At 68.9% G+C, this 25,854-nt stretch carries 26 protein-coding genes; 23 read left to right on the top strand and 3 right to left on the bottom strand.

Annotated features, from left to right (window positions below):
• Window positions 1-21: 21 nt before the first annotated feature.
• The 9 genes from pdxT to QRN19_RS12780 all read left to right on the top strand — a co-directional run bounded on the left by pdxT (window position 22) and on the right by QRN19_RS12780 (window position 9,475).
• Complete coding sequence (pdxT, locus tag QRN19_RS12820) at window positions 22-618, top strand: pyridoxal 5'-phosphate synthase glutaminase subunit PdxT (protein WP_285027326.1); 597 nt, start codon at window positions 22-24, stop codon at window positions 616-618.
• Between the two features lie 99 nt (window positions 619-717).
• The gene (locus QRN19_RS12815; protein WP_079705914.1) at window positions 718-1,479 is read left to right on the top strand and encodes a YebC/PmpR family DNA-binding transcriptional regulator; all 762 of its coding nucleotides are present in this window, start codon (window positions 718-720) and stop codon (window positions 1,477-1,479) included.
• Between the two features lie 96 nt (window positions 1,480-1,575).
• A complete protein-coding gene (gene ruvC, locus QRN19_RS12810) occupies window positions 1,576-2,208 on the top strand; it encodes a crossover junction endodeoxyribonuclease RuvC (protein WP_285027325.1) in 633 nt (210 codons plus the stop codon).
• Window positions 2,205-2,831, top strand: coding sequence for a Holliday junction branch migration protein RuvA (ruvA, locus tag QRN19_RS12805; RefSeq protein ID WP_079002492.1), 627 nt, complete (start codon window positions 2,205-2,207; stop codon window positions 2,829-2,831). Before ruvC ends, ruvA begins: the two co-directional genes overlap by 4 nt.
• On the top strand, window positions 2,828-3,859 hold the full coding sequence (ruvB, locus tag QRN19_RS12800) for a Holliday junction branch migration DNA helicase RuvB (protein WP_285027324.1): 1,032 nt from the start codon (window positions 2,828-2,830) through the stop codon (window positions 3,857-3,859). The genes ruvA and ruvB overlap by 4 nt, the downstream gene beginning before the upstream one ends.
• A 72-nt stretch (window positions 3,860-3,931) precedes the next feature.
• The gene (locus QRN19_RS12795) at window positions 3,932-4,315 is read left to right on the top strand and encodes a preprotein translocase subunit YajC (RefSeq protein ID WP_285027342.1); all 384 of its coding nucleotides are present in this window, start codon (window positions 3,932-3,934) and stop codon (window positions 4,313-4,315) included.
• Between the two features lie 64 nt (window positions 4,316-4,379).
• Window positions 4,380-6,131 carry a protein translocase subunit SecD gene (secD, locus tag QRN19_RS12790; RefSeq protein WP_285027323.1) on the top strand — a complete coding sequence of 584 codons (1,752 nt, stop codon included), beginning with the start codon at window positions 4,380-4,382 and terminating at the stop codon, window positions 6,129-6,131.
• Window positions 6,131-7,171 carry a protein translocase subunit SecF gene (secF, locus tag QRN19_RS12785; RefSeq protein WP_285027322.1) on the top strand — a complete coding sequence of 347 codons (1,041 nt, stop codon included), beginning with the start codon at window positions 6,131-6,133 and terminating at the stop codon, window positions 7,169-7,171. Before secD ends, secF begins: the two co-directional genes overlap by 1 nt.
• 48 nt (window positions 7,172-7,219) lie before the next feature.
• Entirely contained in the window at window positions 7,220-9,475 is a 2,256-nt protein-coding gene (locus QRN19_RS12780) for a RelA/SpoT family protein (RefSeq protein ID WP_079705918.1), read from the top strand.
• Here QRN19_RS12780 and QRN19_RS12775 read toward each other — a convergent pair.
• The 3 genes from QRN19_RS12775 to QRN19_RS12765 all read right to left on the bottom strand — a co-directional run bounded on the left by QRN19_RS12775 (window position 9,462) and on the right by QRN19_RS12765 (window position 12,403).
• Complete coding sequence (locus QRN19_RS12775; RefSeq protein WP_285027321.1) at window positions 9,462-10,139, bottom strand: type IV toxin-antitoxin system AbiEi family antitoxin; 678 nt, start codon at window positions 10,137-10,139, stop codon at window positions 9,462-9,464. The two genes, QRN19_RS12780 and QRN19_RS12775, sit on opposite strands and share 14 nt — an antisense overlap.
• Window positions 10,140-10,233: 94 nt before the next feature.
• Complete coding sequence (locus QRN19_RS12770) at window positions 10,234-11,463, bottom strand: DUF349 domain-containing protein (protein WP_502928217.1); 1,230 nt, start codon at window positions 11,461-11,463, stop codon at window positions 10,234-10,236.
• A gap of 133 nt (window positions 11,464-11,596) precedes the next feature.
• Entirely contained in the window at window positions 11,597-12,403 is an 807-nt protein-coding gene (locus QRN19_RS12765) for a peptidylprolyl isomerase (protein WP_079705920.1), read from the bottom strand.
• 184 nt (window positions 12,404-12,587) lie between these two features.
• Here QRN19_RS12765 and QRN19_RS12760 point away from each other — a divergent pair, with 184 nt between their 5' ends.
• From QRN19_RS12760 to QRN19_RS12695, 14 genes are all read left to right on the top strand, one after another.
• Window positions 12,588-14,033, top strand: coding sequence for a replication-associated recombination protein A (locus QRN19_RS12760; protein ID WP_285027319.1), 1,446 nt, complete (start codon window positions 12,588-12,590; stop codon window positions 14,031-14,033).
• Between the two features lie 222 nt (window positions 14,034-14,255).
• Window positions 14,256-14,885, top strand: a complete 630-nt coding sequence (gene rpsD, locus QRN19_RS12755; RefSeq protein ID WP_064293825.1) for a 30S ribosomal protein S4 — start codon at window positions 14,256-14,258, stop codon at window positions 14,883-14,885.
• 160 nt (window positions 14,886-15,045) lie between these two features.
• Entirely contained in the window at window positions 15,046-15,279 is a 234-nt protein-coding gene (locus tag QRN19_RS12750) for a hypothetical protein (protein WP_064293826.1), read from the top strand.
• Between the two features lie 69 nt (window positions 15,280-15,348).
• Entirely contained in the window at window positions 15,349-18,003 is a 2,655-nt protein-coding gene (gene alaS, locus QRN19_RS12745) for an alanine--tRNA ligase (RefSeq protein ID WP_285027318.1), read from the top strand.
• A 1-nt stretch (window position 18,004) separates the two neighbouring features.
• The gene (gene ruvX, locus QRN19_RS12740) at window positions 18,005-18,475 is read left to right on the top strand and encodes a Holliday junction resolvase RuvX (RefSeq protein WP_285027317.1); all 471 of its coding nucleotides are present in this window, start codon (window positions 18,005-18,007) and stop codon (window positions 18,473-18,475) included.
• A gap of 13 nt (window positions 18,476-18,488) precedes the next feature.
• Window positions 18,489-20,006: an endolytic transglycosylase MltG gene (mltG, locus tag QRN19_RS12735; protein ID WP_285027316.1), complete on the top strand. Its 1,518-nt coding sequence runs from the start codon at window positions 18,489-18,491 to the stop codon at window positions 20,004-20,006.
• 16 nt (window positions 20,007-20,022) lie between these two features.
• Complete coding sequence (locus QRN19_RS12730) at window positions 20,023-20,922, top strand: shikimate dehydrogenase (RefSeq protein WP_285027315.1); 900 nt, start codon at window positions 20,023-20,025, stop codon at window positions 20,920-20,922.
• 94 nt (window positions 20,923-21,016) lie between these two features.
• Window positions 21,017-22,231 carry a chorismate synthase gene (aroC, locus tag QRN19_RS12725; RefSeq protein WP_285027314.1) on the top strand — a complete coding sequence of 405 codons (1,215 nt, stop codon included), beginning with the start codon at window positions 21,017-21,019 and terminating at the stop codon, window positions 22,229-22,231.
• On the top strand, window positions 22,224-22,742 hold the full coding sequence (locus QRN19_RS12720) for a shikimate kinase (protein ID WP_285027312.1): 519 nt from the start codon (window positions 22,224-22,226) through the stop codon (window positions 22,740-22,742). The genes aroC and QRN19_RS12720 overlap by 8 nt, the downstream gene beginning before the upstream one ends.
• A complete protein-coding gene (gene aroB, locus QRN19_RS12715) occupies window positions 22,739-23,836 on the top strand; it encodes a 3-dehydroquinate synthase (protein WP_285027311.1) in 1,098 nt (365 codons plus the stop codon). The genes QRN19_RS12720 and aroB overlap by 4 nt, the downstream gene beginning before the upstream one ends.
• A 52-nt stretch (window positions 23,837-23,888) precedes the next feature.
• Complete coding sequence (locus tag QRN19_RS12710; protein WP_285027310.1) at window positions 23,889-24,332, top strand: type II 3-dehydroquinate dehydratase; 444 nt, start codon at window positions 23,889-23,891, stop codon at window positions 24,330-24,332.
• A 116-nt stretch (window positions 24,333-24,448) separates the two neighbouring features.
• A complete protein-coding gene (gene efp / locus QRN19_RS12705) occupies window positions 24,449-25,012 on the top strand; it encodes an elongation factor P (RefSeq protein ID WP_285027308.1) in 564 nt (187 codons plus the stop codon).
• Window positions 25,009-25,425, top strand: coding sequence for a transcription antitermination factor NusB (nusB, locus tag QRN19_RS12700; RefSeq protein ID WP_064293834.1), 417 nt, complete (start codon window positions 25,009-25,011; stop codon window positions 25,423-25,425). Before efp ends, nusB begins: the two co-directional genes overlap by 4 nt.
• 2 nt (window positions 25,426-25,427) lie before the next feature.
• Window positions 25,428-25,838 carry a VOC family protein gene (locus QRN19_RS12695; RefSeq protein ID WP_285027307.1) on the top strand — a complete coding sequence of 137 codons (411 nt, stop codon included), beginning with the start codon at window positions 25,428-25,430 and terminating at the stop codon, window positions 25,836-25,838.
• Window positions 25,839-25,854: the final 16 nt, after the last annotated feature.

Genomic DNA, 25,854 nt, shown 5'->3' with positions numbered 1-25,854 from the left:
CGCCCTGCACCAGGTGACGTCGTGACCGGGTCGGCACGCGTCGGCGTCCTCGCCCTGCAAGGCGACTTTCGTGAACATGCGGCCGTCCTCACCGGCCTCGGGGCGGACGTCAGCCTCATCAGGCGTCCCGCCGAACTGGCCGGCATTGACGGACTCGTCCTGCCCGGCGGCGAGTCGAGCGTGATGGACAAGCTCGCCCGCTCGTTCGACCTCGCCGGACCGTTGCGCGAAGCGATCGCCGGCGGACTGCCCGTGTACGGCACGTGCGCCGGACTCATCCTCCTGGCCGACCGCATCCTCGACGGGATCGCCGGCCAGCAGAGTCTCGGCGGGCTCGACGTCTCCGTCCGTCGCAACGCCTTCGGCTCGCAGCTCGACTCCTTCGAGACGGACCTGTCGATCCCGGTCCTCGGCGACCCCCCAGTGCACGCCGTGTTCATCCGCGCCCCGGTCGTCGAGGCCGCCGGTCCGGCGGTCACCCCCCTCGCCACGCTGCCCGACGGTCGGATGGTCGCCGTCGAGCAGGGGAGCCTCCTCGGCACGTCCTTCCATCCCGAGGTCACCGGCGACACCCGATTCCACGCCTACTTCCTCGACAAGGTCGAGCGATCCCGCTGAAGCACTCCTGCCCGCCGCCGCCACCCGTCCCGGTGTGATCGCGAGTTCCGAGTCGCTGGCCTAGACTGGTCAGGTTCTTTTCACGCAGTTAGGGAGCACATGTCCGGACACTCCAAGTGGGCGACCACCAAGCACAAGAAGGCGGTCATCGACGGCCGTCGCGCGAAGTCGTTCGCCAAGCTCATCAAGAACATCGAGGTCGCGGCCAAGATGGGCGGCGCAGACCTCGCGGGCAACCCGACGCTGCAAGACGCCATCCAGAAGGCGAAGAAGACCTCGGTCCCGAACGACAACATCGACCGCGCCGTCAAGCGCGGAGCCGGCCTCACCGGTGAGGTCGTCGACTACACCACGATCATGTACGAGGGCTACGGGCCGAACGGCGTCGCCCTGCTCGTCGAGTGCCTCACCGACAACAAGAACCGTGCAGCAGCCGATGTCCGGACGCTGATGTCCCGTAACGGCGGCACCATGGCCGACCCGGGCTCCGTCGCCTACAACTTCCAGCGCAAGGGCCTCATCGTCGTCCAGGCCGAGGGGACCACGGAGGACGACGTCCTCGGCGCCGTCCTCGATGCCGGCGCAGAAGAGGTGAACACCGAGGGGGAGACCTTCGAGGTCGTCACCGAGCCGAGCGACATGGTCGCGACCCGGACCGCCCTGCAAGAGGCCGGTATCGACTACGACTCCGCCGACGTCGCCTTCGTCCCGAATCTCAAGGTCGAGATCGACGCCGACACGGCCCGCAAGGTGTTCAAGCTGATCGACGCCCTCGAGGACAACGACGACGTCCAGAACATCTACAGCAACTTCGACCTCACCCCCGAGGTGCAGGCCGAGCTGGAGGCCGACGACGAGTAGTCCGGCACCCGTACCGAGCGAACCTCGTTCGAACGGATGTACGACACTCCGCCCTGGCGGAGTCGTCGGCGCACCGGCCGCGTTTAGGGTCGGAACATGACTCTGCGCGTCCTCGGCATCGATCCCGGCCTGACCCGATGCGGGGTGGGTGTCGTCGACGTCCTGCCGGGGCGGCAGGCCACGATGGTCGAGTACGGCGTCATCCGAACCGACGCGCACGCCCCACTCGAGCAACGACTCCTGATGATCGCGCAGGGGATCGCCGAGGCGATCGAGCGCACCTCACCGACCGCGATGGCCGTCGAGCGGGTGTTCGCGCAACACAACGTCCGGACGGTCATGGGGACCGCTCAGGCGAGTGGGCTCGCCCTGCACGCTGCGGCCGCGAACGGGATCCCCGTCGGCCTGCACACCCCGAGCGAGGTCAAGGCCGCGGTGACCGGGTATGGTCGCGCGGACAAGCTCCAGGTGCAGACCATGGTCGCGCGGATCCTCGGCCTCGACGAACTCCCGAAGCCCGCCGACGCCGCCGATGCGCTCGCGCTCGCGATCTGCCACGCCTGGCGGCCCGTCGTGTCGACTGCGGCGACCCCGGTCGGCGCACCGCCGCAGGGGAGTGGAGCACTCACCCCGGCCCAGCGTGCGTGGGCGGCGGCGGAACGCGGGGGCGGTCCGCGCGAGGCGGCCGTCCGGGCCCGGGCGGCGCGGAGCCCTAGGCTGGAAGCATGATCTCCTCCCTCCGCGGCACCGTCCTGAGCGCGGTCGGCAACCTCGTCGTGATCGAGGTGGGCGGGGTCGGATTCGCCGTCCAGGTCACGCCGGCCCACGCCCTCTCACTCCGAGTCGGCACCGAAGCACTCCTCTCGACGACACTGATCGTGCGGGAGGACTCGCTGTCCCTGTTCGGATTCCGCTCCGCTGAGGAGCTGTCCGTGTTCGAGCTCCTCGTGAGCGTCACCGGGGTCGGCCCGAAGTCGGCGCTCGGCGTCCTCGAGGCGTTGACGCCCGAGCAGATCGCCGCCGCCATCTCGGCGGATGACGACGCCCCGTTCCGAAAGGTCTCAGGAATCGGGCCGAAGACGGCGAAGCTCATCACCGTGTCGCTCGCCGGCAAGCTCCGCGTCACCAGGACCACGCCTGAAGCTCCGGCGACCACCGTGAACGCGGCCGCGATCGCCGATCAGGTCGTGACGGCGCTCATCGGGCTCGGTTGGCCGGAGAAGACGGCGACCCAGGCGGTCGTGGAGGCCTCCGCCTCCGCAAGTGCGGCCGATCTCTCGACCGTGCCGTCGCTCATCCGCCTGGCCCTCGGCAGACTCGGCCCGGCGCACGCCGGAGGCCGCACCTCGTGACGGACGCCTCAGAAGACCTCACCAACCCGGCCGCCGAGTCCGACGCGGAACTGGCGTTCGAAGGGGCACTCCGCCCACGGTCGCTCTCCGAGTTCGTCGGTCAGTCCAAGGCCCGCGGTCAGTTGCAACTCCTGATCACGGCCGCCGGGATGCAGAACCGCACCCCCGACCACATCCTGCTGGCCGGCCCCCCTGGGCTCGGCAAGACGACCCTCGCGATGATCGTCGCGCATGAGACGGGGAAACCGCTCCGACTCACGAGCGGCCCGGCCATCCAGCACGCCGGCGACCTCGCCGCGGTCCTGTCGTCGCTGACCCCGGGCGAGGTCCTGTTCATCGACGAGATCCACCGCATGGCCCGCCCTGCGGAGGAGATGTTGTACCTCGCCATGGAGGACTTCCGCATCGACATCATGGTCGGGAAGGGCGCCGGCGCCACGAGCATTCCGCTCGAGCTGGCACCGTTCACCCTGGTCGGGGCGACCACCCGCTCCGGACTGCTGCCGAACCCGCTCCGCGACCGCTTCGGATTCACTGCTCACCTCGAGTTCTACGACGAGCCGGAACTGCAACAGGTACTGCACCGCACCGCCGACATGCTCGGGCTCGACATCGACGCTCGGGCCGTCGCCGAGATCGCCGGGCGCTGTCGGGGTACGCCGCGCATCGCCAACCGCCTCCTCCGCCGCGTCAGGGACTACGCGCTGGTGCACGGTGGCCGCGCGGACCTCGAGACCGTCCAGGCCGCGCTCGAGCTCTACGACGTCGACGCCCTCGGCCTCGACCGGCTCGACCGGTCGGTCATGGAAGGCATGCTGGACCGCTTCGCCGGAGGACCCGTCGGGCTCAGCACGCTCGCGGTCTCGGTCGGCGAGGAAGCGGAGACGATCGAGTCCGTCGTCGAGCCGTTCCTCGTCCGGATCGGCCTCATCACGCGCACGCCACGGGGCCGTGTGGCGACACCGGCCGCCTGGCGACACTTCGGCCGGACACCTTCTCAGCATGGCTCGACCCTCGATGGCCTATAATTTCCCTTTGGCGGAGCGTTCCCAACGTCTCCCGTCCTCAATCTCCTCTGGAAGGTTCCCATCGTGGATGCAATGACCCTCGTCCTGTTCGGCCTCGCCGGCGTCATGATCGTGTTCATGATGGTGAGCAACAACAAGCGGAAGAAGCAGGCCGCGGAGACGGAGCAGAAGCTCGTCCCCGGCGCGGAGGTGCTCACCGGCTTCGGCGTCTACGGCACGCTCATCTCGATGGACCGCGACTCCCGCAAGGCCGACGTCGAGATCGCTCCGGGCGTCATCGTCACCATCGACCCCCGCTACGCGGGTGCGGTCGTCGCCCCGACGGTCGCGGAGACCGCTGAGGAGACCCCCGTCGTGGAGTCCATCCCCGACGACGCCTCCTCGCTCGACCTCTCCAAGCCCGAATTCGGCCAGCGCGTCGAGGACACCTCGAAGCCGCAGAAGAGCGACGACTAGTCCCAACCCCTTCCCGGGTGGTGGCCGTCGTGCCACCGCCGGCAGAGAAAGCTGAGTTCCGAGTTTGGCAAAGTCGACTCCGGTCAAGAAAGCGTGGCGTTCGCTCACCTGGCTTGGCGTAATCCTCATCGGTTTGTTCGCGATCAACGCGGCCGGGGTCCTCTGGGGGAACAGCTCTTGGGCGCCCAAGCTGGCCCTCGACCTCGAGGGCGGCACGCAGATCATCCTGGCGCCCAAGCTCGAGTCCGGCCAGACGGTGTCCAATGAGCAGTTGGATCAGGCCGTGGCCATCATCCGCCAGCGCGTCGACGCGTCCGGCGTCTCGGAGGCCGAGATCACGACGCAGGGTCAGAACGTCGTCGTGTCGATCCCGGGCACTCCCGACGAAGCGACACTGAACCGCATCGAAAGCTCCGCGAAGCTCGAGTTCCGTCCGGTCCTCACCTCGCAGCAGTTGACTCCCGGTCAGCCGTCCAACACCTTCATCGGTGAAGACGGCGCCTCGACCCCGTACCCGACGCCGGATCCGGGCCTCGAGAGCACGCCGACCGCGTCGCCGACGAACGCGAGCGACCTGTCGCAGGTGACCCCGGCGCTGTACGCCGCCTTCCAGGCCTACGACTGCGCCGCGAACGCGGACTCGCTCGACGCCACGGCCGCGCCTGCCGCCGACCCCCTCATCACCTGTGACGTCGACGGAACCTTCAAGTACGTCCTCGGCCCGGTCGAGGTGTCCGGAGAAGACCTGTCCGACGCGAGCGCCGGCATCAAGACGACGTCGTCGGGTGCGAGCACTGGTGAGTGGGCGGTGTACCCGGTCTTCAACGAGAAGGGCACGGCGCTCTTCGCCGATGTCACCGGCCGCCTGACCTCGCTCCAGAGCCCGCAGAACCAGTTCGCGATCGTGCTCGACGGCAACGTCATCTCCGCTCCGCAGTCGCTGGCCGTCATCTCGGACGGCAAGCCGGAGATCAGTGGCTCCTTCACGGAGGAATCCGCCAAGACCCTCGCCGACCAGCTCAAGTTCGGCGCCCTGCCCATCAGCTTCGTCGTGCAGAGCCAGGACACCATCTCGGCGACCCTCGGCTCGACGCAGCTGGAGAGCGGCCTCATCGCCGGTCTGATCGGGCTCATCCTGGTCGTCGTCTACACCCTGTTCCAGTACCGCCTGCTCGGCACGGTGACCATCGCCTCGCTCGTCGCGGCCGCGGTGCTCACGTATGTGGTGATCCTGCTGATGTCCTGGCGTCAGGGCTTCCGTCTCTCACTCGCGGGTATAGCGGGCCTCATCGTCGCCATCGGCTTCACAGCGGACTCGTTCATCGTGTACTTCGAACGCATCAAGGACGAGCTCCGCGACGGCCGCGGTCTGGAGTCCGCCGTCGAAGCCGGCTGGAAGCGCGCCAAGCGCACGATCTACGCGGCGAAGGGTGTCAACCTCCTGTCCGCCGTGGTGCTGTACGTCCTCGCGATCGGCAACGTCCGCGGCTTCGCCCTCACCCTCGGCGTGACCACGATCATCGACGTCATCGTCGTGCTGCTGTTCACGCACCCGATGATGCAGCTCCTCGGCCAGACGAAGCTCTTCAACAGCGGCAAGCCGTTCACCGGTCTCGACCCGTCGGCACTCGGCGCGATCTACCGCGGTCGCGCGGAGTTCCGGAAGCCCGTCTCCGTGCCCGGCGCCAAGGCCGCTTCCAGCAGCCGCGAGGCGGCCAAGCGCCAGACGATCGCCGAGCGCAAGCAGGCGGCCCTCGTCGGGGGCGGCTCCGACACCAGAACAGACGATCTGCCGACCGATGGGAAGGACTCCTGATGGGTGCGTTCGCACGGTTCGGAAACGAGCTCTACACCGGGAAGCGCTCCTACGACTTCGTCGGCAAGCGCAAGATCTGGTACACGATCGCCATCGTCGCGGTCGTCCTGTCGGTCTTGATCCCGGTCGTCAAGGGCGGGTTCAACTTCGGCATCGAGTTCCGCGGTGGCTCGCAATTCCAGATCGCCGACGTCAAGAGCACCGATCAGACGTTGGCTGAAGACGCGGTCGCGTCGGTCGTCCCCGGGGCGACCACACACGTCACCGTCGTCGGCGGCAACTCGGTCCGCGTGCAGACCGACCAGCTGAAGAACGACAAGGTCACCCAGCAGGTCTCTGCTGCGCTGGCCGAGGCCTACGGCGTCGAGCAGTCCGACATCACGAGTTCCTTCATCGGCCCCTCGTGGGGTCAAGACGTCTCCAAGCAGGCGATCGTCGGCCTCATCGTCTTCCTCGTGCTCGCGGCGATCCTCATGGCCTTGTACTTCCGCACCTGGAAGATGTCCGCGGCCGCGCTGCTCTCCCTCATGCACGACCTCATCATCACGGCGGGTGTCTACGCCGCGACCGGCTGGGAGATCACGCCGGCCGCAATGATCGGCTTCCTCACCATCCTCGGGTTCTCGCTGTACGACACCGTCGTGGTGTTCGACAAGATCCGCGAGAACACGACGCTCGACGCCGACGGCGCGGCCAGGACGTTCGGGGAGTCCGTGAATCTCGCGGTCAACCAGACCCTGGTCCGCTCGATCAACACCGGTGTCGTGGCGGCGCTCCCGGTCGCGGCGATCCTGTTCTTCGGTGCTTTCGTCCTCGGTGCCGACACGCTGCGCGACATCTCGCTCGCCCTGCTCGTCGGCATCCTCGTCGGAACGTACTCGACGATCTTCGTCGCTGCACCGCTCTACGCGAACTTCCGGCACAACGAGCCCCGCATCGCCAAGCACGACAAGCGCGTGCTGCAGGCGCGGGAGCGCGCTCAGGGCTCGGATGACGCCGTGGGCGAACGCACGGAAGCAGACGCGCCGCTGGCGCGTTGACCCTGACAGCGACCGACAACCGCGTGCACGAGCGCAGGGAGGCCTGAGATGGCGGACACCACGACATCCTCGACGGCCTCCCTGCGCCGTCTCGTCCCACGCATCTTCTCGAAGGCGCAGCCGGCGGGCGCCGTCGACACCCTGATGCGGACGGTGCGGCAGCACCACCCCAAGGCCGACCTGGCCCTCATCGAACGTGCGTACACGGTCGCCGAGCGGGCCCACTCCGGTCAGAAGCGCCAGAGCGGCGAGCCGTACATCACGCACCCGGTAGCCGTCTCCCAGATCCTGGCCGACCTCGGCATCGGACCGAAGACGATCGTCGCCGCCCTCCTGCACGACACCGTCGAAGACACGGACTACTCGCTCGACCAGCTGCACGCCGACTTCGGCGACGAGGTCGCCATGCTGGTCGACGGCGTCACGAAGCTCGACAAGGTCAAATACGGCGACAGCGCACAGGCCGAGACGGTCCGGAAGATGATCGTCGCGATGTCGAAGGACATCCGCGTCCTCATCATCAAGCTCGCCGACCGGCTGCACAACGCCCGCACCTGGGGATTCGTCCCGGCCGAGAAGGCGGCGAAGAAGGCCACGGAGACCCTCGAGATCTACGCTCCGCTCGCGCACCGCCTCGGTATCCAGGCGATCAAGTGGGAACTCGAAGACCTCTCCTTCGCCGTGCTGTACCCGAAGCTCTACGCCGAGATCGAGTCACTCGTCAAGCAGCGGACACCACAGCGCGAGGAGTACGTGCAGCACGTCATCGACGCGGTGAACGAAGACCTCAAGGCACAGAAGATCCGTGGCAAGGTCGCCGGACGCCCGAAGCAGTATTACTCGATCTACCAGAAGATGGTCGTCCGCGGCCGTGAGTTCGACGACATCTACGACCTCGTCGGCATCCGTGTCCTCGTCAACTCGCTGCGCGACTGCTACGCGGTGCTCGGGTCGATCCACGCACGGTGGACGCCGGTGCCCGGACGCTTCAAGGACTACATCGCCACGCCGAAGTTCAACCTCTACCAGTCGCTGCACACCACCGTCGTCGGACCGGGCGGGAAACCCGTCGAGATCCAGATCCGCACGAACGAGATGCACCAGCGGGCCGAGTTCGGCGTCGCCGCGCACTGGAAGTACAAGGAGCGGATGAACAGCGGGAAGACCGCGTCCTCCGCCGAGCCCGACAGCTCGATGGCCTGGCTCGCGCACATCTCCGACTGGCAGGCGGAGACCGCGGACCCGGGGGAGTTCCTCGACTCGTTGCGGTTCGAGATCGGTGCGAAGGAGGTCTACGTCTTCACCCCGAAGGGTCGCGTCGTCGGCCTGCCCGCCGGCGCGACGCCGGTGGACTTCGCGTACGCCGTGCACACGGAGGTCGGCCACCGGACGATGGGCGCCCGGGTCAACGGACGCCTCGTGCCGCTGGAGAGTTCACTCAACACCGGCGACGTGGTGGAGGTCTTCACCTCGAAGAACCCCGACTCCGGCCCCAGCCAGGACTGGCTGAACTTCGTCAAGAGCCCTCGGGCGCGGAACAAGATCCGCCAGTGGTTCACGAAGGAGCGACGCGACGAGGCGATCGAGCAGGGGCGCGACGCGATCGCACGGGCGATGCGCAAGCAGAACCTGCCGCTCCAGAAGCTCATGAACCAGGACTCCTTCGCGGAGGTCGCGGCGCAGCTGCGCTACGAGGACGTCACGGCGCTCTACGCGGCCGTCGGCGAGGGCCACGTCTCGACGCAGTCCGTGCTCGAGAAGGTGGTCGCGCTCCTGCAGAAGGACGCCGACAGCGAGCACGCCGAGTACACAGTCCCGGTGCGCGGGAGCCGCCGTGAGCGGCTGCAGAACAGCGACTCCGGGGTCCTCGTGCTCGGTGCTCCCGACATCCTGGTCAAGCTCGCGAAGTGCTGCACCCCGGTGCCGGGCGATGAGATCGTCGGGTTCGTCACCCGAGGCTCAGGGGTCTCCGTCCACCGTTCGGACTGCCACAACGTCCAGGGGCTCCTGCAGGAGCCTGAGCGCATGATCGACGTGGAATGGGCTCCGTCGTCGAAGAGCGTGTTCCTCGTCCAGATCCAGGTCGAGGCGCTCGACCGAGCGGGACTGTTGTCGGATGTGACGCGGGTGCTGTCCGAGTACCACGTCAACATCCTGTCGGCGACGGTGAACACCTCGAGCGACCGCCTGGCCATCAGCCGCTTCGTGTTCGAGATGGGGGACACCACCCACCTCGACCGGGTGCTGAACGCGGTCCGGCGGATCGACACCGTGTACGACGTCTACCGGGTCAACGGCGGCTGAGCGGGAGCGACCAGGACGCCAGTTCGCTCCGAGACGGCTCGAGGCCGGGGAGCATCAGCTCAGTGGCGCTCGACACGACACGGACGATCCGTGTGCCGCCGAGGACCCGCGGGACCGAGCGGACCCACGCGACGACCTCCTCGGGGCTGGTGAGCCCGAGCAGGAAGTAGTTGCGGATCGTCGTCATGGCCTCCTCCGCGTCCGCCCCGGTACGCCGCGCCAGATCAGCGACCGTGCGCGTGGGCGTCGTGACCCGCAGTGCGCCGCACTGCTCGCTGTCGTCCACACGGAGGGACACCTGACGCAGACGCAACCGGGACGAACGCGCGCTGCGCCGTTCCATCGACACGAAGCCCGTGTGGACCCTCGGTGCGACGAGTGCCGCGCCGTGCAGCCACGCAGCACTCGTCTCGGCGATCACCGCGCCGGCCAGTCCGGGCAGCTGTGCGAGGACCGCCGCGCGCAACCTGACGGTGTCGGGTTCGTCGACACTGCAGTAGCCGTCTTCGAAGGCGAACAGCTCGCCGTCGAGCCGCGCGGCGGCGAGCTCGGCGACGGAGAGCTCAGGTGGCTGGAGGTAGGCGGGGAGGCGGCTCGTGGAGGCCGAGGGATCCGTCGCGGAGCGTGGCCCGATGGTGGAGGACGTCTGGAGTGCCGTGGACATACGACGATCCTCCTGCAGCCATCCGGCAGCAGGAGGATCGTCGACGGATCTGTGGAGAACCGCGACCGTCACGCGGTTGGTGGAGCGGAGCCGCCTAGCGGATCGCCCCGAGCCACGCCTTGCGCGCATCGAGCGCTTCGATGGCCGCGGTGAGCCGGTCGGCGTCACCGGAGGCCCGTGCCGCCTCGACCTCGTCCTCGAGCTTGGCGATGGCGTCGGCGAGCTGGCTCGCGAGCCCCTCGGTGCGCGCCTTCGTCTCCGGGTTGTTGCGCTTCCAGTGCTCGTCCTCGAGCTGCTTGACGTGGGTCTCGATCTTGCGCAGACGGTCCTCGACGACGCGGACCTGCTCGCGCGGGACCTTGCCGATCTCGTCCCACCGGCGCTGGATGTCGGTGAGCGCCTTGCGCGCCGAGTCCCGGTTCGTGTCCGAGAGGATCGGCTCGGCATCCGCCAGCACCGCGAGCTTCAGGTCCAGGTTGCCCTGGAACTCCTCGTTGTCGCGCGCGTCGATCTCGGCCTTCGCGCCGTAGATCGCGTCGCCCGCAGCCTTGAACTTCGCCCAAAGCGCGTCGTCCTGGCGCTTCCCGGCACGCGGGGAGGCCTTCCACTCGTCGAGGAGGCTGCGGTAGGCGGGGATGCCCTCGGCACCCTTGGCGATGAGGGCCTCGGCGCGCTCGACGAGCTTCTGCTTGATCGCGCGTGCCTCCTTGTGGACCGAGTCCAGCTCCGTGTAGAACGCACGACGGTGCTGCTCGATCGTCGCACGCGCCGTCCGGAACCGCTTCCAGAGGTCGTTGGCGTCGTTCTTCGCGAGACGAGGTCCGTCGTGCTGCTGGCGCTGCCACTCGGCGAAGAGTTCGTCGAGTCGCGCCGAGGTCTGCTTCCACTGCACCCGTGCCGGATCCTGCTGCGCGAGCTGCTCGGCCTCCTCGACGATCGCGAGACGCGCACGTGCCGCTTCCTCGAGGGCTGCCTTGGTCTCCTGGCTCTGCGCCTCGGTCAGCTCGCTCACGGTGCCGTCGAGCGCCGCGAGGCGGGTCAGGAGCGCCTGGAGGTTGCCGACCGCGTTGGCGGACTCGACCTGCTTGGTGATCGACTTCACGGCCTTCGCGACGTCCGTCGCCGGCGCACCGCGCTTCGCGCGCTGCTCGAGGAGCGTCACCTGTCCGGCGAGGTCCGTGAACTTGCGCTCGAAGTACGCGAGCGCCTCCTCCTTGGAACCGTCGGGGTACTGTCCGACCGCTCGTTCACCGTCGGCCTCACGGACGTAGACGGTGCCGTCGTCGTCGACACGACCCCACGGTTCGATCTCTGGACTGGTCACGCGCATCACCCTTGCTGTGTGTTGACCGCCGTTCGTGGCGATCGTGATCGATCCACAAGCCTATTACCCCGAGTCCTGCTCGGGGCGACCGCTTGCGCCGGTCGGTTCCGTCTGGTGCAGGTTACTGCACGTGCTACTGGACCGTCACCGAGGTGATGGTGGCCGGGACCGCCGGAGCACCGTCACCGCTGCCGTCCGCGACCCCGCCGGACACGACGCCCGAGACGAGCTGGTCGAGACCGCTGGTGATCTGGCCGAGCACGGTGTAGCCGCCGGCGGCGTCGGACGGGATCGTCGAGTCCTGGTAGACGAGGAAGAACTGCGAACCGTTGCTGTAGCCGTTCCCGCCCTGGCGTGCCATGGCGATGGTGCCGGCCGGGTAGACGTCATCCGTCGGTGCGTTCTCGACGGGGCCGTAGCTGTAGCCGGGGCCGCCGGTGCCGGTGCCGTCGGGGTCGCCGCACTGCAGGACGTAGATGCCGCTCGTCGTGAGGCGGTGGCAGGTGACGCCGTCGTAGAAGCCGGACTGGGCGAGGGAGATGAAGGAGGAGACACCCTGCGGCGCGCAGGCTCCGTCGAGGGTGAGGTTCATGACGACGTCGTTGATCGTCATCTCACCGCTCCAGTCGCGGTCCTCGGCGATGGTGCTCGCGGGGACTTCGCCGGTGTTCGCGCCGTCCGTCGCCCCGGTGACACCGCAGGCCCCGGCCTCCGCTGAGGCGGTGGGCGTCGCGACCGGGGTGCCCGGACCGCCGGCGAAGAAGAACACCTGCGCGGCCGTGGCACCGGCCAGGATGACGACGAGCGCCGCAGCGGCGATCACGTTGTCGCGGACGCGGCGCTTCGAGCGGTGCTCGTGCACGGTGCGCCGGGCGTTGTAGGCGCGCAGCCGTGCGCGTGCTGCGCGTGCCTCTTTGTCCGGACCCTTGCTCGTTGCCACGTCGTTCCCTCCAGGTGCCGTCGGCCGAGCGGCGGCATCGCGCTGTCATCTGGCACCACGCCCGCGGCGGACTGCCCAGGAGAACCTTACGGGGAGCGCTCCGCGCGGACCAAACGACGCACGACAACGTCGACCCCGTCCTGCATCGGGTCCGGGTGTCGCAGGCTGCGGCTAGCCTGGTGGAATGTTCAGTCGAGGACCCGGCATCGCCGGCGCACCGGTCCCGCTCGCCGTGCGCATGCGGCCTCGCAGCCTCGAGGAGGTCGCCGGCCAGCAGCACCTGCTCCGTCCCGGCTCGCCGCTCGTCCGCCTGGCGAGCGACAACGAGGGGACGCAGGCGGCCGTGTCCGTCATCCTCTGGGGCCCGCCCGGCACCGGGAAGACGACGCTCGCGCAGGCCATCGCGCACAGCTCCGGTCGCCGGTTCGTCGAGCTCTCGGCCGTGACGGCGGGCGTCAAGGACGTCCGACAGGTCATGGAGGAGGCGATGTCGAGCCGCGACCTCTACGGGAGCTCGACGGTTCTCTTCCTCGACGAGATCCACCGGTTCACGAAGGCACAGCAGGACGCCCTGCTTCCGGGCGTGGAGAACGGCTGGGTCATCCTCGTCGCCGCGACGACCGAGAACCCGTCCTTCTCCGTCATCTCCCCGTTGCTGTCGCGTTCGCTGCTCCTCACGCTCGAACAGCTCAGCGACGACGACCTCGGCATCCTCATCGACCGCGCCGTGACCGACCCGCGTGGCCTGGGCGGCCGCTTCACCGTGACACCGGAGGCCCGCGCCGCGATCATCCAGTTGTCCTCGGGCGATGCCCGTCGAGCCCTCACGGCGCTGGAGGCGGCCGCGATCGCCGCCGACTCCGATCTCGGTGCTCCGGTCGACCCCGACGAGCTCGACCTCGACGACGCGGGTCTCCTCGACGTCGGAGACGACGAGGATGAGGACGATGAAGACGGGGTGGACGCCGACATCGCGACGCGGGCGCCCAGCGGTCCCGTCATCACCGATGAACTCGTCTCGCAGGCGGTCGACCGCGCCCTGCTCCGGTACGACCGCAACGGCGACGAGCACTACGACGTCATCAGCGCGTTCATCAAGAGCATCCGCGGATCCGACGTCGACGCCGCGCTGCACTACCTCGCTCGGATGATCGAAGCGGGGGAGGACCCGCGCTTCATCGCCCGCCGCATCATCATCTCCGCGGCCGAGGACATCGGCATCGCCGACCCGCAGGCGCTGCCCATCGCCGTGGCGGCCGCCGACGCCGTCCAGTTCATCGGCATGCCCGAGGGTCGCATCCCGCTGGCCGAGGCCGTGGTGTACCTGGCCACGGCCGCCAAGTCGAACGCGGCCTACGTCGCCATCGACCAGGCCATCGCCGACGTCAGGGCCGGAGCCTTCGGACGCGTGCCGAAGCCGATGCGCGACGCCCACTACGCGGGCGCGAAACGTCTCGGACACGGCAAGGGCTACCGGTATCCGCACGACCACCCGATCGGCGTCGTCGCCCAGCAGCACCTACCCGACGAGCTCCGCGACGTCCGGTACTACCAGCCCACCGACCACGGCCACGAACGCGACATCTCGGCACGGTTGGACAAACTCCGGAAGATCGTCCGGGGCGAGTGACCGTCGGGTCGCGGCGGCCCGGCGACCGGGGCGTGTCGTGCTAGTATTGATCCGCCTAGAACCGGTGTGACTGCGCGGCTGCTCGATCACCGTGTTCGACGGGCGTGTTCTGTAGCCGAACAGCCCCGGCGGACCCCTCTGACTTTGTCCGGTGTGATTCCGGATCACCGACGCGTCTTCGCGCCGGTCATTCATCGTTTGAGACTTCATCGAAAGGAAACCGTGTCTACCAAGTCACGTACCCGCAGCAAGACCCGCCTCTCGCGGGCACTCGGCATCGCCCTCACCCCGAAGGCCGCCAAGTACCTCGAGAAGCGTCCCTACGCTCCCGGTGAGCACGGCCGCACCAAGCGCAAGGCCGACAGCGACTACGCCGTCCGTCTGCGCGAGAAGCAGCGTCTGCGCGCCCAGTACGGCATCCGCGAGGCTCAGCTCAAGATCGCCTTCCAGGAGGCACGTCGCACCCAGGGCCTGACGGGTGAGAACCTCGTCGAGATCCTCGAGACCCGTCTCGACGCGCTCGTCCTCCGTGCCGGCTTCGCCCGCACCACGGCGCAGGCTCGCCAGATGGTCGTGCACCGCCACATCATGGTCGACGGCCAGCTCGTCGACCGCCCGTCCTTCCGCGTGAAGCCGGGTCAGCTCATCCACGTCAAGCCGCGCTCCGAGGGCACCGAGCCCTTCCAGGTCGCCGCTGCCGGCGGTCACGTCGACGTCCTGCCGAAGGTCCCCGCGTACCTCTCGGTCGAGCTCGACAAGCTCCAGGCACGTCTCGAGCGTCGCCCGAAGCGCGCCGAGGTCCCCGTGACCTGTGAAGTGCAGCTCGTCGTCGAGTACTACGCAGCCCGCTAGGACTGCGGCCCGGCTCCGGGCACCACACGAAGAGGCATCGGCTCCGGCCGGTGCCTCTTCGTCGTTGTACGACGCCATCGGTCCACCGCGCTCGACTACGATGGATGCTTGGTACGCCCGGCGACGCCCGGGTGGTCGCACCGCAGATGAGGAGTTCCCCATGAAGAACGTGTTCTGGCTGATCGTCGGCATCGGCGCCGGCTTCGTCGTCGCCCACGAGATCAACAAGACACAGTCCGGCAAGCGGTTCTTCTCCGAGCTGGACTCACGCGTCAGGGAGTTCACCGACACCGTCGGCGACGCCTACAAGGAGCGCGAGGCGCAGCTGCGCGACACGGCGGAGACCGTCGTCGCGCGCGTCGAGGACGCCGCAGAAGACCTCACCAAGCCGTAGCGGCACGCCCGGACGGGCATCGCCGTAGCGCACGATCATCGACACGCACACCCCTGACGTACGGACACCATGGACACCGCTGACATCCGCTCCCGCTGGCTCACCTTCTTCGGCGATCGGGGGCACACCGTCGTCCCCTCCGCCTCCCTCGTCAGCGACGACCCCTCGCTCCTCTTCACGGTCGCCGGCATGGTGCCGTTCGTGCCGTACCTCACCGGCGTCGTCCCCGCACCGTTCGACCGCGCCACGAGCGTCCAGAAGTGCATCCGCACCAACGACATCGAAGAGGTGGGCAAGACGCCCCGCCACGGCACCTTCTTCCAGATGAACGGCAACTTCTCCTTCGGCGACTATTTCAAGGAGGGGGCGATCACCTACGCGTGGGAGCTCCTGACCGGCAGTGAGTCGAGCGGCGGCCTCGCCTTCGACGAGAAGGACCTCTGGGTCACCGTGTACAAGGACGACGACGAGGCGATCGACCTCTGGAAGCGCGTCGCAGGGCTCCCCGAGCACCGCATCCAGCGGCTCGACAAGGACACGAACTACTGGTCGACGGGTCAGCCCGGACCGGCCGGGCCGTGCTCGGAGATCTTCTTCGACCGCGGTCCCGCATACGGTGCCGACGGCGGACCGGCGACCGACGACGACCGGTACGTCGAGATCTGGAACCTCGTGTTCATGCAGTATCTGATCGAGAACGTCCGCGGCAAGGTCGACTTCGACATCGTCGGCGAACTCCCGAAGAAGAACATCGACACCGGCATGGGGCTCGAGCGGGTGGCCTTCCTCAAGCAGGGCGTCGAGAACATGTACGAGATCGACCAGGTGCGCCCGGTCCTCGACCGCGCCGCCGAGTTGAGCGGCCGCCGCTACGGTGCCGACCACGACGACGACGTCCGGATGCGCGTCATCGCCGACCACGTGCGGTCCTCGCTCATGCTCATGAGCGACGGCATCACGCCGTCGAACGAGGGACGCGGGTACATCCTCCGCCGCCTCATGCGACGGACCGTCCGTGCGATGCGCCTCCTCGGCGTCGACACCGCGACGTTCCCCGAGCTGTTCTCCGCATCGCGCGACGCCATGAAGGCCGCCTACCCCGAGGTCGAGACCGACTTCGGCCGGATCTCGCAGAGCGCCTACGCCGAAGAGGAGACCTTCCTCCGGACGCTGGCCAGCGGCACGACCATCCTCGACCTCGCCCTCGAGCAGACGAAGAGCACGGGTCGGACGGCCCTCGCCGGCGACTCCGCGTTCCTCCTGCACGACACCTACGGGTTCCCCATCGACCTGACCCTCGAGATCGCGGAGGAGGCCGGTCTCTCGGTCGACCGCGACGCGTTCGATTCGCTCATGACCGCCCAGCGTCAGCGGGCGAAGGCCGACGCGAAGGCGAAGAAGAGCGTCCTCGCCGACCTCTCGGTCTACAGCGACATCCGCGCCAAGGGCGAGACCGTCTTCACCGGCTACACCGAGCTCGAGACCGAGAGCCGCATCCTCGGCATCATCGTGGGCGGCCACCCGGTGCAGCGCGCCGTCGCCGGGGACATCGCCGAGGTCATCCTGGCGGAGACCTCGCTGTACGCCGAGTCCGGCGGGCAGGAGGCCGACCAGGGCGTCATCGTCGGTCCCGGCTACGAGCTCGAGGTCCTCGACGTCCAGAAGCCGGTCAAGGGTCTCATCGCCCACAAGGTGCAGGTGAGCCAGGGCGAGGTCGGCGTGGACGCGCCGGCGACGACCATCGTCGACGCGAGCTACCGCCGCGGCGCGCAGCAGGCGCACTCCGGCACCCACATCATCCACGCCGCCCTGCGACAGGTGTTGGGTGACAGCGCCCACCAGTCCGGGTCGTCGAACAAGGCCGGGTATCTGCGGCTCGACTTCACCTGGAACCAGCCCCTTTCGCCGGCGACGAAGTCGGAGATCGAGGAGATCTCCAACAACGCCATCCGCGACAACCTGCAGGTGAGCACCCGCGAGATGGCGCTCGACGACGCGAAGGCGCTCGGCGCCATGGCGCTGTTCGGTGAGAAGTACGGCGAGACCGTCCGCGTCGTCGACATCGGCGGGCCGTGGTCGCGCGAGCTGTGCGCGGGCACCCACGTCGCATCCAGCGCCGAGATCGGGTTGATCAACCTCGTCAGCGAGTCGTCCGTCGGGTCGACGAACCGTCGGGTGGAGTCGCTCGTCGGACTCGAGGCCTTCCGCGACCTCGCCGCAGAGCGGGCGCTGGTGTCGCAGCTCTCCGGCAGTCTCAAGACCCCGAAAGAGCAGCTGCCCGACCGGATCGCCGAACTCGTCGCCAACCTCAAGGCCGCTGAGAAGAAGATCGCCGCGTTCGAAGCCCGTGGGCTGAGCGAACGCCTCCCGGCGTTGGCGCAGACCGCGCACCGCGTCGGTCCAGTGTCGCTCGTCGCCGAGCACCTGGGCGAGCTCGGGTCACCGAACGACGTCAGGACGCTCGTCACGCAACTCCGCGAGCAGCTCGGCGCGAGCCCGGCGGTCGTCGCTCTGGGCGCGGTCGTCGGCGGGAAGCCCGCGATCGTCGTCGCGACGAACCAGGGTGCCCGCGACGCCGGACTCAAGGCAGGCGTCCTCGTGCGGGTCGCGGCGGGCGTCCTCGGCGGCAACGGTGGCGGGAAGGACGACCTCGCACAGGGTGGCGGCGTCGACGCCACCGCGCTGGGCGACGCCCTCGCGGCGATCGCACGCGAGATCGCCTGACGTGACGGACGAGTTCCGTCGCGGAGTCCGACTCGGGATCGACGTCGGGAAGGCCAGGGTCGGGGTCGCGAGAAGCGATCCCGACGGCCTGCTGGCCACACCGGTGGAGACGGTGCCACGGGACCTCGGCGGCGACGCCGACATCCGGGCGATCGCGGTCATCGCCGAAGAACTCGGCGCTGTGGAGCTCGTCGTCGGTCTTCCGATCGCCCTCTCGGGGAAGGACACGGCGTCCACGCAGGACGCCCGGGACTTCGCGGCCCGGCTCAGGTCGATGACCGGGGTCCCGGCCCGTCTCGTCGACGAGCGGCTGACGACGGTGACCGCCCACAGTGCCTTGCGCTCCGCTGGGAAACGACAGAAGCAGACCCGCTCGATTGTCGATCAGGTGGCGGCCGTCATACTCTTGCAGTACGCCCTCGACGCCGAACGCGGTTCGGGGCGACCCCCCGGAAGCCCCGTCGACCCGTGAACAGGACGTGCCTGTGTCGAATCTGACACCTCAGAACAACCCAGCAGACGATCCGCTCGCCGACCTCTTCACGTCCGAACGGACCGCTGCGGGCGAGCAGCCGGTGCCACTGTCCCGACGCGAGGCACGTCAGCAGCGGGAGGCCGCGGAAGCCGCCTCGACGCCATCCGACGCCGTCGATGAAGACGCGTCGGTCGACGCCCCCTCGACCGCCCCGTCGTCGGTCGAGTCCAGCGCCGGCGAACCGGCCGCGAGCGACACACCGCTCAGCAGGAGGGCCAGGAGCGCGTCCGAGTCGGACGACACCGAGTCCTCGGCGTCCCGGGCCAGGACCATGACCATCCCCGCGTTCGAGGACCTGCTCGCTGAGGACAACACGGTGAACGACAGCGGGCCGCAGCCGATCCACCGGGGGCGCCGTCGTGCGCTGGCCGGCGGGGAGCCGCCGAAACGCCGACGTGGCCGGCGCGGGCTCATCGCGCTCATCGTGTCGATCGTCGTCGTCGGCGGTCTGGTCGCCTGTGCTGCGGTCGTCTGGACGAGCTACGAGCCGCAGATCCGTAAGGTCCTCGGCTGGGAGGAACCCAACGACTACGAGGGTGCCGGCAGCGGTGAGGCCGTCGTCATGGTCAACGAGGGCGACATCGGCGAGGACATCGCGACGAGCCTGCACGACGCGGGGGTCACGAAGTCCTTCGACGCCTTCTACGATCTCCTCCTCGCACAGCCCACACAGCCGGAGTTCTTCCCGGGCGCCTACAAGCTGAAGCTCAAGATGAGCGCCGAGTCCGCGCTCGCGGCCCTGACCGACGAGGCGAACCGCATGGAGGACACCTTCGTCATCCCCGAGGGCACCGCCGAGCAGGACGCCCTGCCGTCGATCGCGGAGGGTACCGGCATCCCGCTGGAGGACCTCCAGGCGGCGGCCGCCGACGTCGCGTCCTTCGGGCTCCCCGCCGAGGCGACCTCGCTCGAGGGGTTCCTCTTCCCGGCGACCTACAGCCTCCCCGACGGCGGCGATGCGCACGCGGTCCTCCAGACCCTCGTGAACCGGTCATTCCAGGCGCTCGACGACGCCGGGGTGAAGCCCGAGGACCGCTGGAAGACCATCGTCCTGGCCTCGCTCATCCAGAAGGAGGCGGGCCTCCGAGACGACTACTACAAGGTGTCGCGGGTCTTCCTCAACCGGCTCGACCCGGCCCAGTGGGAGAGCGGCCTGCTGCAGTCCGACGCCACGGTCGCGTACGGGACGGGGAACACCCACCGCGTGTCGACCACGGACGCCGAGCGCGCCGACGCTTCGAACCCGTACAACACCTACGTCCACCCGGGCATGGTCGTGCGACCGATCTCGAACCCGGGCGACCTCGCGATCGACGCCGCGCTGCACCCGGCCGACGGACCCTGGCTCTACTTCGTCACCTGGAACCTCGACTCCGGCGAGACGATCTTCTCCACCACCCAGGAGGAGCACGAGGCCGCGGTCGACAAGTGGCTGTCCTGGATGGATGAGCACCCCGAGTACCAGTAGCGGGAGCGTGGCGAACATGAGTGGAACAGGGCCGGGTCACGGCGAGGACGGGCAGCCGCGGCTCGCCGTGCTCGGCGCGCCCATCGCCCATTCCAAGTCCCCGGCACTGCACGAGGCCGCCTACCGGGTGCTCGGGCTCGACTGGGACTACGGTCGCCACGAACTCGAGGCGGCCGGCCTCTCGGCCTTCCTCGACGACCTCGGTTCAGACTGGCGGGGGCTCTCGCTGACCATGCCCCTGAAGCATCGCGCGCTCGAGCTGGCCGACGTGGCCGACCGCGCCGCAACCGAGACCGGCGCGGTCAACACGCTGCGTCTCCGCCGAGCCGAGGACGGGTCCCGTCGGATCGAGGGGTTCAACACCGACGTCGGCGGCATCGTCCGCGCGATCGGCGCGGCGGGCGTCGACACGATCGCGTCCGCCGTCGTCCTGGGCGGGGGAGCAACGGCCTCGTCGGCGATCATGGCGGCGGCTGACCTCGGTGCCGAGCACGTCCACGTGTCGCTCCGACGACCGTCCCAGGCGCGACCACTCGAGGACCTCGCCGGCCGGCTGGGGCTGCGGTTTGCCTCAGGGCCGCTCGACGGTGAGACGCCTGACGCACCACTCGTGATCAGCACCCTTCCCGGCGGCGCCCTCACCGAACCTGGTCCGGTCCTGTCCCATGCTCCAGGCGCGCTCCTCCTCGACGTCGCGTACGACCCGTGGCCGAGCGTGCTCGCGGAGGCGTGGTCGCAGGCCGGCGGGTCGGTCCTCAGCGGGCTGTCGATGCTCGTACACCAGGCGTTGCTCCAGGTCCGGGTCTTCGTCCTCGGCGATCCGCTCCTGCCACTCGAGGACGAGACGACGGTGCTCCGGGCGATGCTCGACACGGTCCACCTCGATCACACCGGCGCGCCGGTCGCCTCGCACTGACCGCTCCAGACGCATCCGTCGCCCACCTGCACACCCGTCGGGCCGTCGACCGAAGGCGCACGGTCGCGTCCCGGCTCTATGGAAGGATAGGACCATGCTTCGTTGGCTCACTGCCGGAGAGTCTCACGGCCCGGAACTCATCGCCGTCCTCGAGGGACTCCCGTCCGGCGTCCCCATCTCCATGGACGGCGTCCGCGCCGACCTCGCCCGACGGAAGCTCGGCTACGGCCGAGGATCCCGCATGAAGTTCGAGGAGGACGAGCTCAACCTGTCCGGCGGCGTCCGCCACGGCTTCTCCATGGGCAGCCCGATCGCGATCCGCATCGGCAACACCGAATGGCCGAAGTGGGCCGAGGTCATGAGCCCCGAGCCGACCGAGATCTCCGACAAGTCGCGCGGCCGCAGCGCCGCGCTCACCCGCCCACGTCCGGGGCACGCCGACCTGACGGGCATGCAGAAGTACGGCTTCGACGAGGCGCGTCCGGTGCTCGAACGCGCCAGCGCACGCGAGACCGCTGCGCGCGTCGCCCTCGGTGCCGTCGCGCGCTCGTTCCTCGGCGAGCTGGGCATCACCCTCGTCAGCCACACCCTGTCGATCGGCCCCGTGCGCGTTCCCGAGGACAGCCCGCTGCCGGTCCCGGCCGACGTCGACGCGCTCGACGCCGATCCGCTGCGCTGCTTCGACGCGGCGACCTCGGAGCGCATGGTCGCCGAGGTCGACGCAGCCAAGAAGGACGGCGACACCCTGGGCGGCATCGTCGAGGTCCTGGCCTACGGACTCCCACCGGGCCTCGGCTCCTACGTCCACTGGGACCGACGACTCGACGCACGGCTCGCAGCGGCCCTCATGGGCATCCAGGCCATCAAGGGCGTGGAGGTCGGCGACGGCTTCCTCACGACGACGCGTCGCGGTTCCGCGGCCCATGACGAGCTCGTCCAGGAGAGCGACGGCATCGCCCGACAGAGCGACCGCGCCGGCGGCACCGAGGGTGGCATGACCACCGGTACCGTCCTCCGCGTCCGCGCCGGCATGAAGCCGATCGCGACCGTCCCTCATTCGCTCCGCACGGTCGACGTCGCGACGAGCGAGGCCGCCACCGCGCACCACCAGCGCTCCGACGTCTGCGCGGTCCCGGCCTCCGGTGTCGTGGCCGAGGCGATGGTGGCCCTGGTCCTCGCCGAAGCGGTCCTCGAGAAGTTCGGTGGCGACTCCGTTCCCGAGACGAAGCGCAACCTCGACGGATACCTGGCAGCGATCCCGTCGAACCTGCGCACGCGAGGCGACCACGCCTCCAGCGCCGATGCCTGAGCAGGCCGCCGATCTCCGACTCCCCGTCGTCCTCATCGGACCGATGGGGTCGGGGAAGAGCCGCGTCGGCAAACAGCTGGCGAAGCGCCTGGGTCTGCCGTTCGTCGACACCGACAACGTCGTCTCCGGCGAGCACGGCGCGATCGCGCGCATCTTCGAGCGACACGGCGAGGCGCACTTCCGCGCCCTGGAGCGGGCTGCGGTCGCCGCTGCGCTCGAGCAGCCGGCGATCGTGTCGCTCGGCGGGGGAGCGGTCCTCGACGCGGACACGCAACGAGAGCTCGCCGACGCACGCGTCGTGCTGCTGACGGTCACCGAGGAGGCCGTGCTCGCTCGGGCCAACCTCGACAAGCGCCCACTCCTCCGCGACGACCCCGGCGCGTGGTCGCGCATCGCCGCCGCCCGGCGTCCCGTGTACGAACGACTCGCGGATGTCACCTTCGACACCTCGCACCGACCCATCTCAGGCATCGTCGACGAGCTCGTCGCCTGGGTGAAGGAGCCTGCATGAGCACCGAACCGACCACCCCCACCGAGCGGACCGTCATCCAGGTGACGGGATCCTCCCCGTATCCCATCACGATCGGCAGAGGGTTGCAGGACGTGCTCGTCGACGCCCTCGGGACCGGCGTGCAGCGGGTCCTCATCGTCCACCCGGCGACGCTGGGCGAGAAGGCCGCCAAGCTGCGCGAGACCCTGAGTGACCGGTACCAGGTGCTGCTCGCCGAGGTGCCGGACGCCGAGGCCGGGAAACGGGTCGAGGTCGCCGCGTTCTGCTGGGGAGTGCTCGGACAGGCCGACTTCACGCGCTCCGACGCGGTCATCGGATTCGGTGGCGGCGCGGTGACCGACCTCGCCGGCTTCGTCGCCGCCACCTGGCTGCGTGGTGTCCGCCTCGTGCAGGTCCCCACGACGGTCCTCGGCATGGTCGACGCGGCCGTCGGCGGGAAGACGGGCATCAACACCGCGGAAGGCAAGAACCTCGTCGGCGCCTTCTACGCCCCCGCCGCCGTCGTCTGCGATCTCGACACACTCGACACCCTTCCGAAGAACGAGATCCTTGCCGGGTTCGCCGAGGTGGCCAAGGCGGGGTTCATCCGCTACCCGGAGATCCTCGACCTCATCGAGGCCGACGTCGACGCCGCGACCGACCCTGACACGCCCGCCTTCCGGCGCTGCATCGAGCTCGCGATCCGGATGAAGGCCGACGTCGTCAGTGAGGACTTCACCGAGCAGGGTCTCCGCGAGATCCTCAACTATGGGCACACACTCGGTCACGCCATCGAGCACGCCGAGCGGTACCAGTGGCGCCACGGCGCCGCGGTGGCGATCGGCATGATGTACGTCGCCGAGCTGTCCCGACTCGCCGGCCGACTGTCGGACGAGGTCGTCGACCGCCACCGTCGCGTCCTGGAGCTGCTCAGCCTGCCGATCGCCTATCCGGTGGGCCGCTGGAACACCCTGCTCGCCACGATGCAGCGCGACAAGAAGACGCGCGGTTCGATGTTGCGGTTCATCGTGCTCGACGACCTCGCCAAGCCGACCGTCCTCCAGGGGCCCGAGACCTCGCTGCTCTTCGCCGCCTACCAGGAGATCGGCTCCTGACCGACGCCGGCGCGCTCCGCAAGCGCTCGTCCCGAACGGATACCCTCGACTCATGACCACCGTGCTCGTCCTCAACGGACCGAACCTCGGACGCCTCGGCAGCCGTGAACCCGACGTCTACGGCTCGGCCGACCTCGATGCGCTGCGCGCCGTGCTCGAGGCCGACGCGGGCGACGGGACGCGGATCGACCTGCGCCAGACGGACGACGAGGGCGAGCTGATCGGCTGGCTCCACGAGGCCGTCGACTCCGGCACGTCCGTGATCCTGAACCCCGCGGCGTTCACCCACTACAGCTACGGGCTCCGTGACGCGGCGGCCATGGTCACGAAGGCGGGCCTCCTCCTCGTCGAGGTGCACCTCTCGAATCCGCACGCCCGCGAGGCGTTCCGGCACACGAGCGTGATCTCCGGTGTCGCGACCGGCGTGATCGCCGGTTTCGGCTTCGACTCGTACCGCCTCGCCCTCGACCTCGTGGTCCGCCGCAGCACCGAGTGACGTGCGCGGCGCCCTGCTCCACCACGGGCGCGTTGGTCACGGGTCCTCGCAGCGGTTACACTCGTTCGTTGGGTCGTATCCGGCCGCACACTTTCCACGAACGGACATTCTCGCGCATGGCTTCTACCGCTGACATCAAGAACGGCATCGTCCTGAACATCGACGGGCAGCTCTGGACGGTGATCGAGTTCCAGCACGTCAAGCCGGGCAAGGGTGGCGCGTTCGTCCGCACCAAAATGAAGAACATCATGACCGGCAAGGTCGTCGACAAGACGTACAACGCCGGCACGAAGATCGACGTCGAGAACGTCGACCGCCGCGACTTCACCTACCTGTACGCGGACGGCGACTCCTTCGTCTTCATGGACAAGAGCGACTACGACCAGATCACCATCCCCGCCGTCATCGTCGGCGACACCAAGAACTTCCTGCTCGAGAACCAGGACGTCACGGTCGCCCTCAACAACGGCAACCCGCTGTACGTCGAGCTCCCCGCGTCGGTCATCCTCGAGGTCACCTACACGGAACCGGGGCTCCAGGGCGACCGCTCGACCGGCGGCACGAAGCCGGCGACCGTCGAGACCGGCTACGAGATCCAGGTCCCGCTGTTCCTCGAGACCGGCACCAAGGTCAAGGTCGACACCCGCACGGGCGACTACCTCGGTCGCGTCAACGAGTGAGCGCTCGTACCAAGGCGCGCAAGCGCGCCCTCGATCTGCTGTACCAGGCCGACGTCCGTCAGCAGACCCTCGCTGAAGTCCTGTCCGCGGAGGCGTCTCGCGCCGTCAGCGAGCCCGATCGCCAGGCCTCGTGGTTGTACGCGCGCGAGATCGTCGACGGCGTCGGTGACCACGCCGAGGAGATCGACGAACAGATCGAGACCTACGCCCAGGGCTGGACGCTCGCGCGGATGCCCACGGTCGACCGGGCCATCCTGCGCATCGCGATCTGGGAGATCCTGTTCAACGACGAGGTGCCCCACGGCGTCGCCATCGACGAAGCGGTCGAGGCTGCCAAGACGCTGTCGACCGACGACTCGGCAGGCTTCATCAACGGCCTGCTCGGCAAGATCTCGCAGATCAACCCACGGTGACGATGAGCGACGAGACCGGTCCAGCCCTGCCGCTGAAGCGCGTCCACCACATCGCGATCATCGCCAGCGACTACGAGCGCTCCAAGCGCTTCTACACCTCGGTGCTCGGTTGCGAGCTGATCACCGAGGTGTACCGGGCGGAGCGCGACTCCTGGATGGGCGACCTCGCCCTGAACGGTGAGTACCTCATCGAGCTGTTCTCCTTCCCGGACCCGCCGGCGCGCGCCTCCGGACCCGAAGCCCTCGGTCTGCGGCACCTCGCCTTCGCGGTCGACGACGTCGACGCGGGCCACGCCCGTCTGGTGGAGCTGGGTGTCCGCGTCGAAGACGTCCGGATCGACCCGCACACCTCGCGGAAGATGCTGTTCTTCTTCGATCCCGACGGCCTCCCGTTGGAGCTCTACGAGGCCTGATCCGGCTGCTAGGCTC

The organism is Plantibacter sp. ME-Dv--P-122b (genome assembly GCF_030209375.1).
Lineage (GTDB): Bacteria > Actinomycetota > Actinomycetes > Actinomycetales > Microbacteriaceae > Plantibacter.
This window is presented reverse-complemented; position numbering and strand designations above follow the sequence as displayed.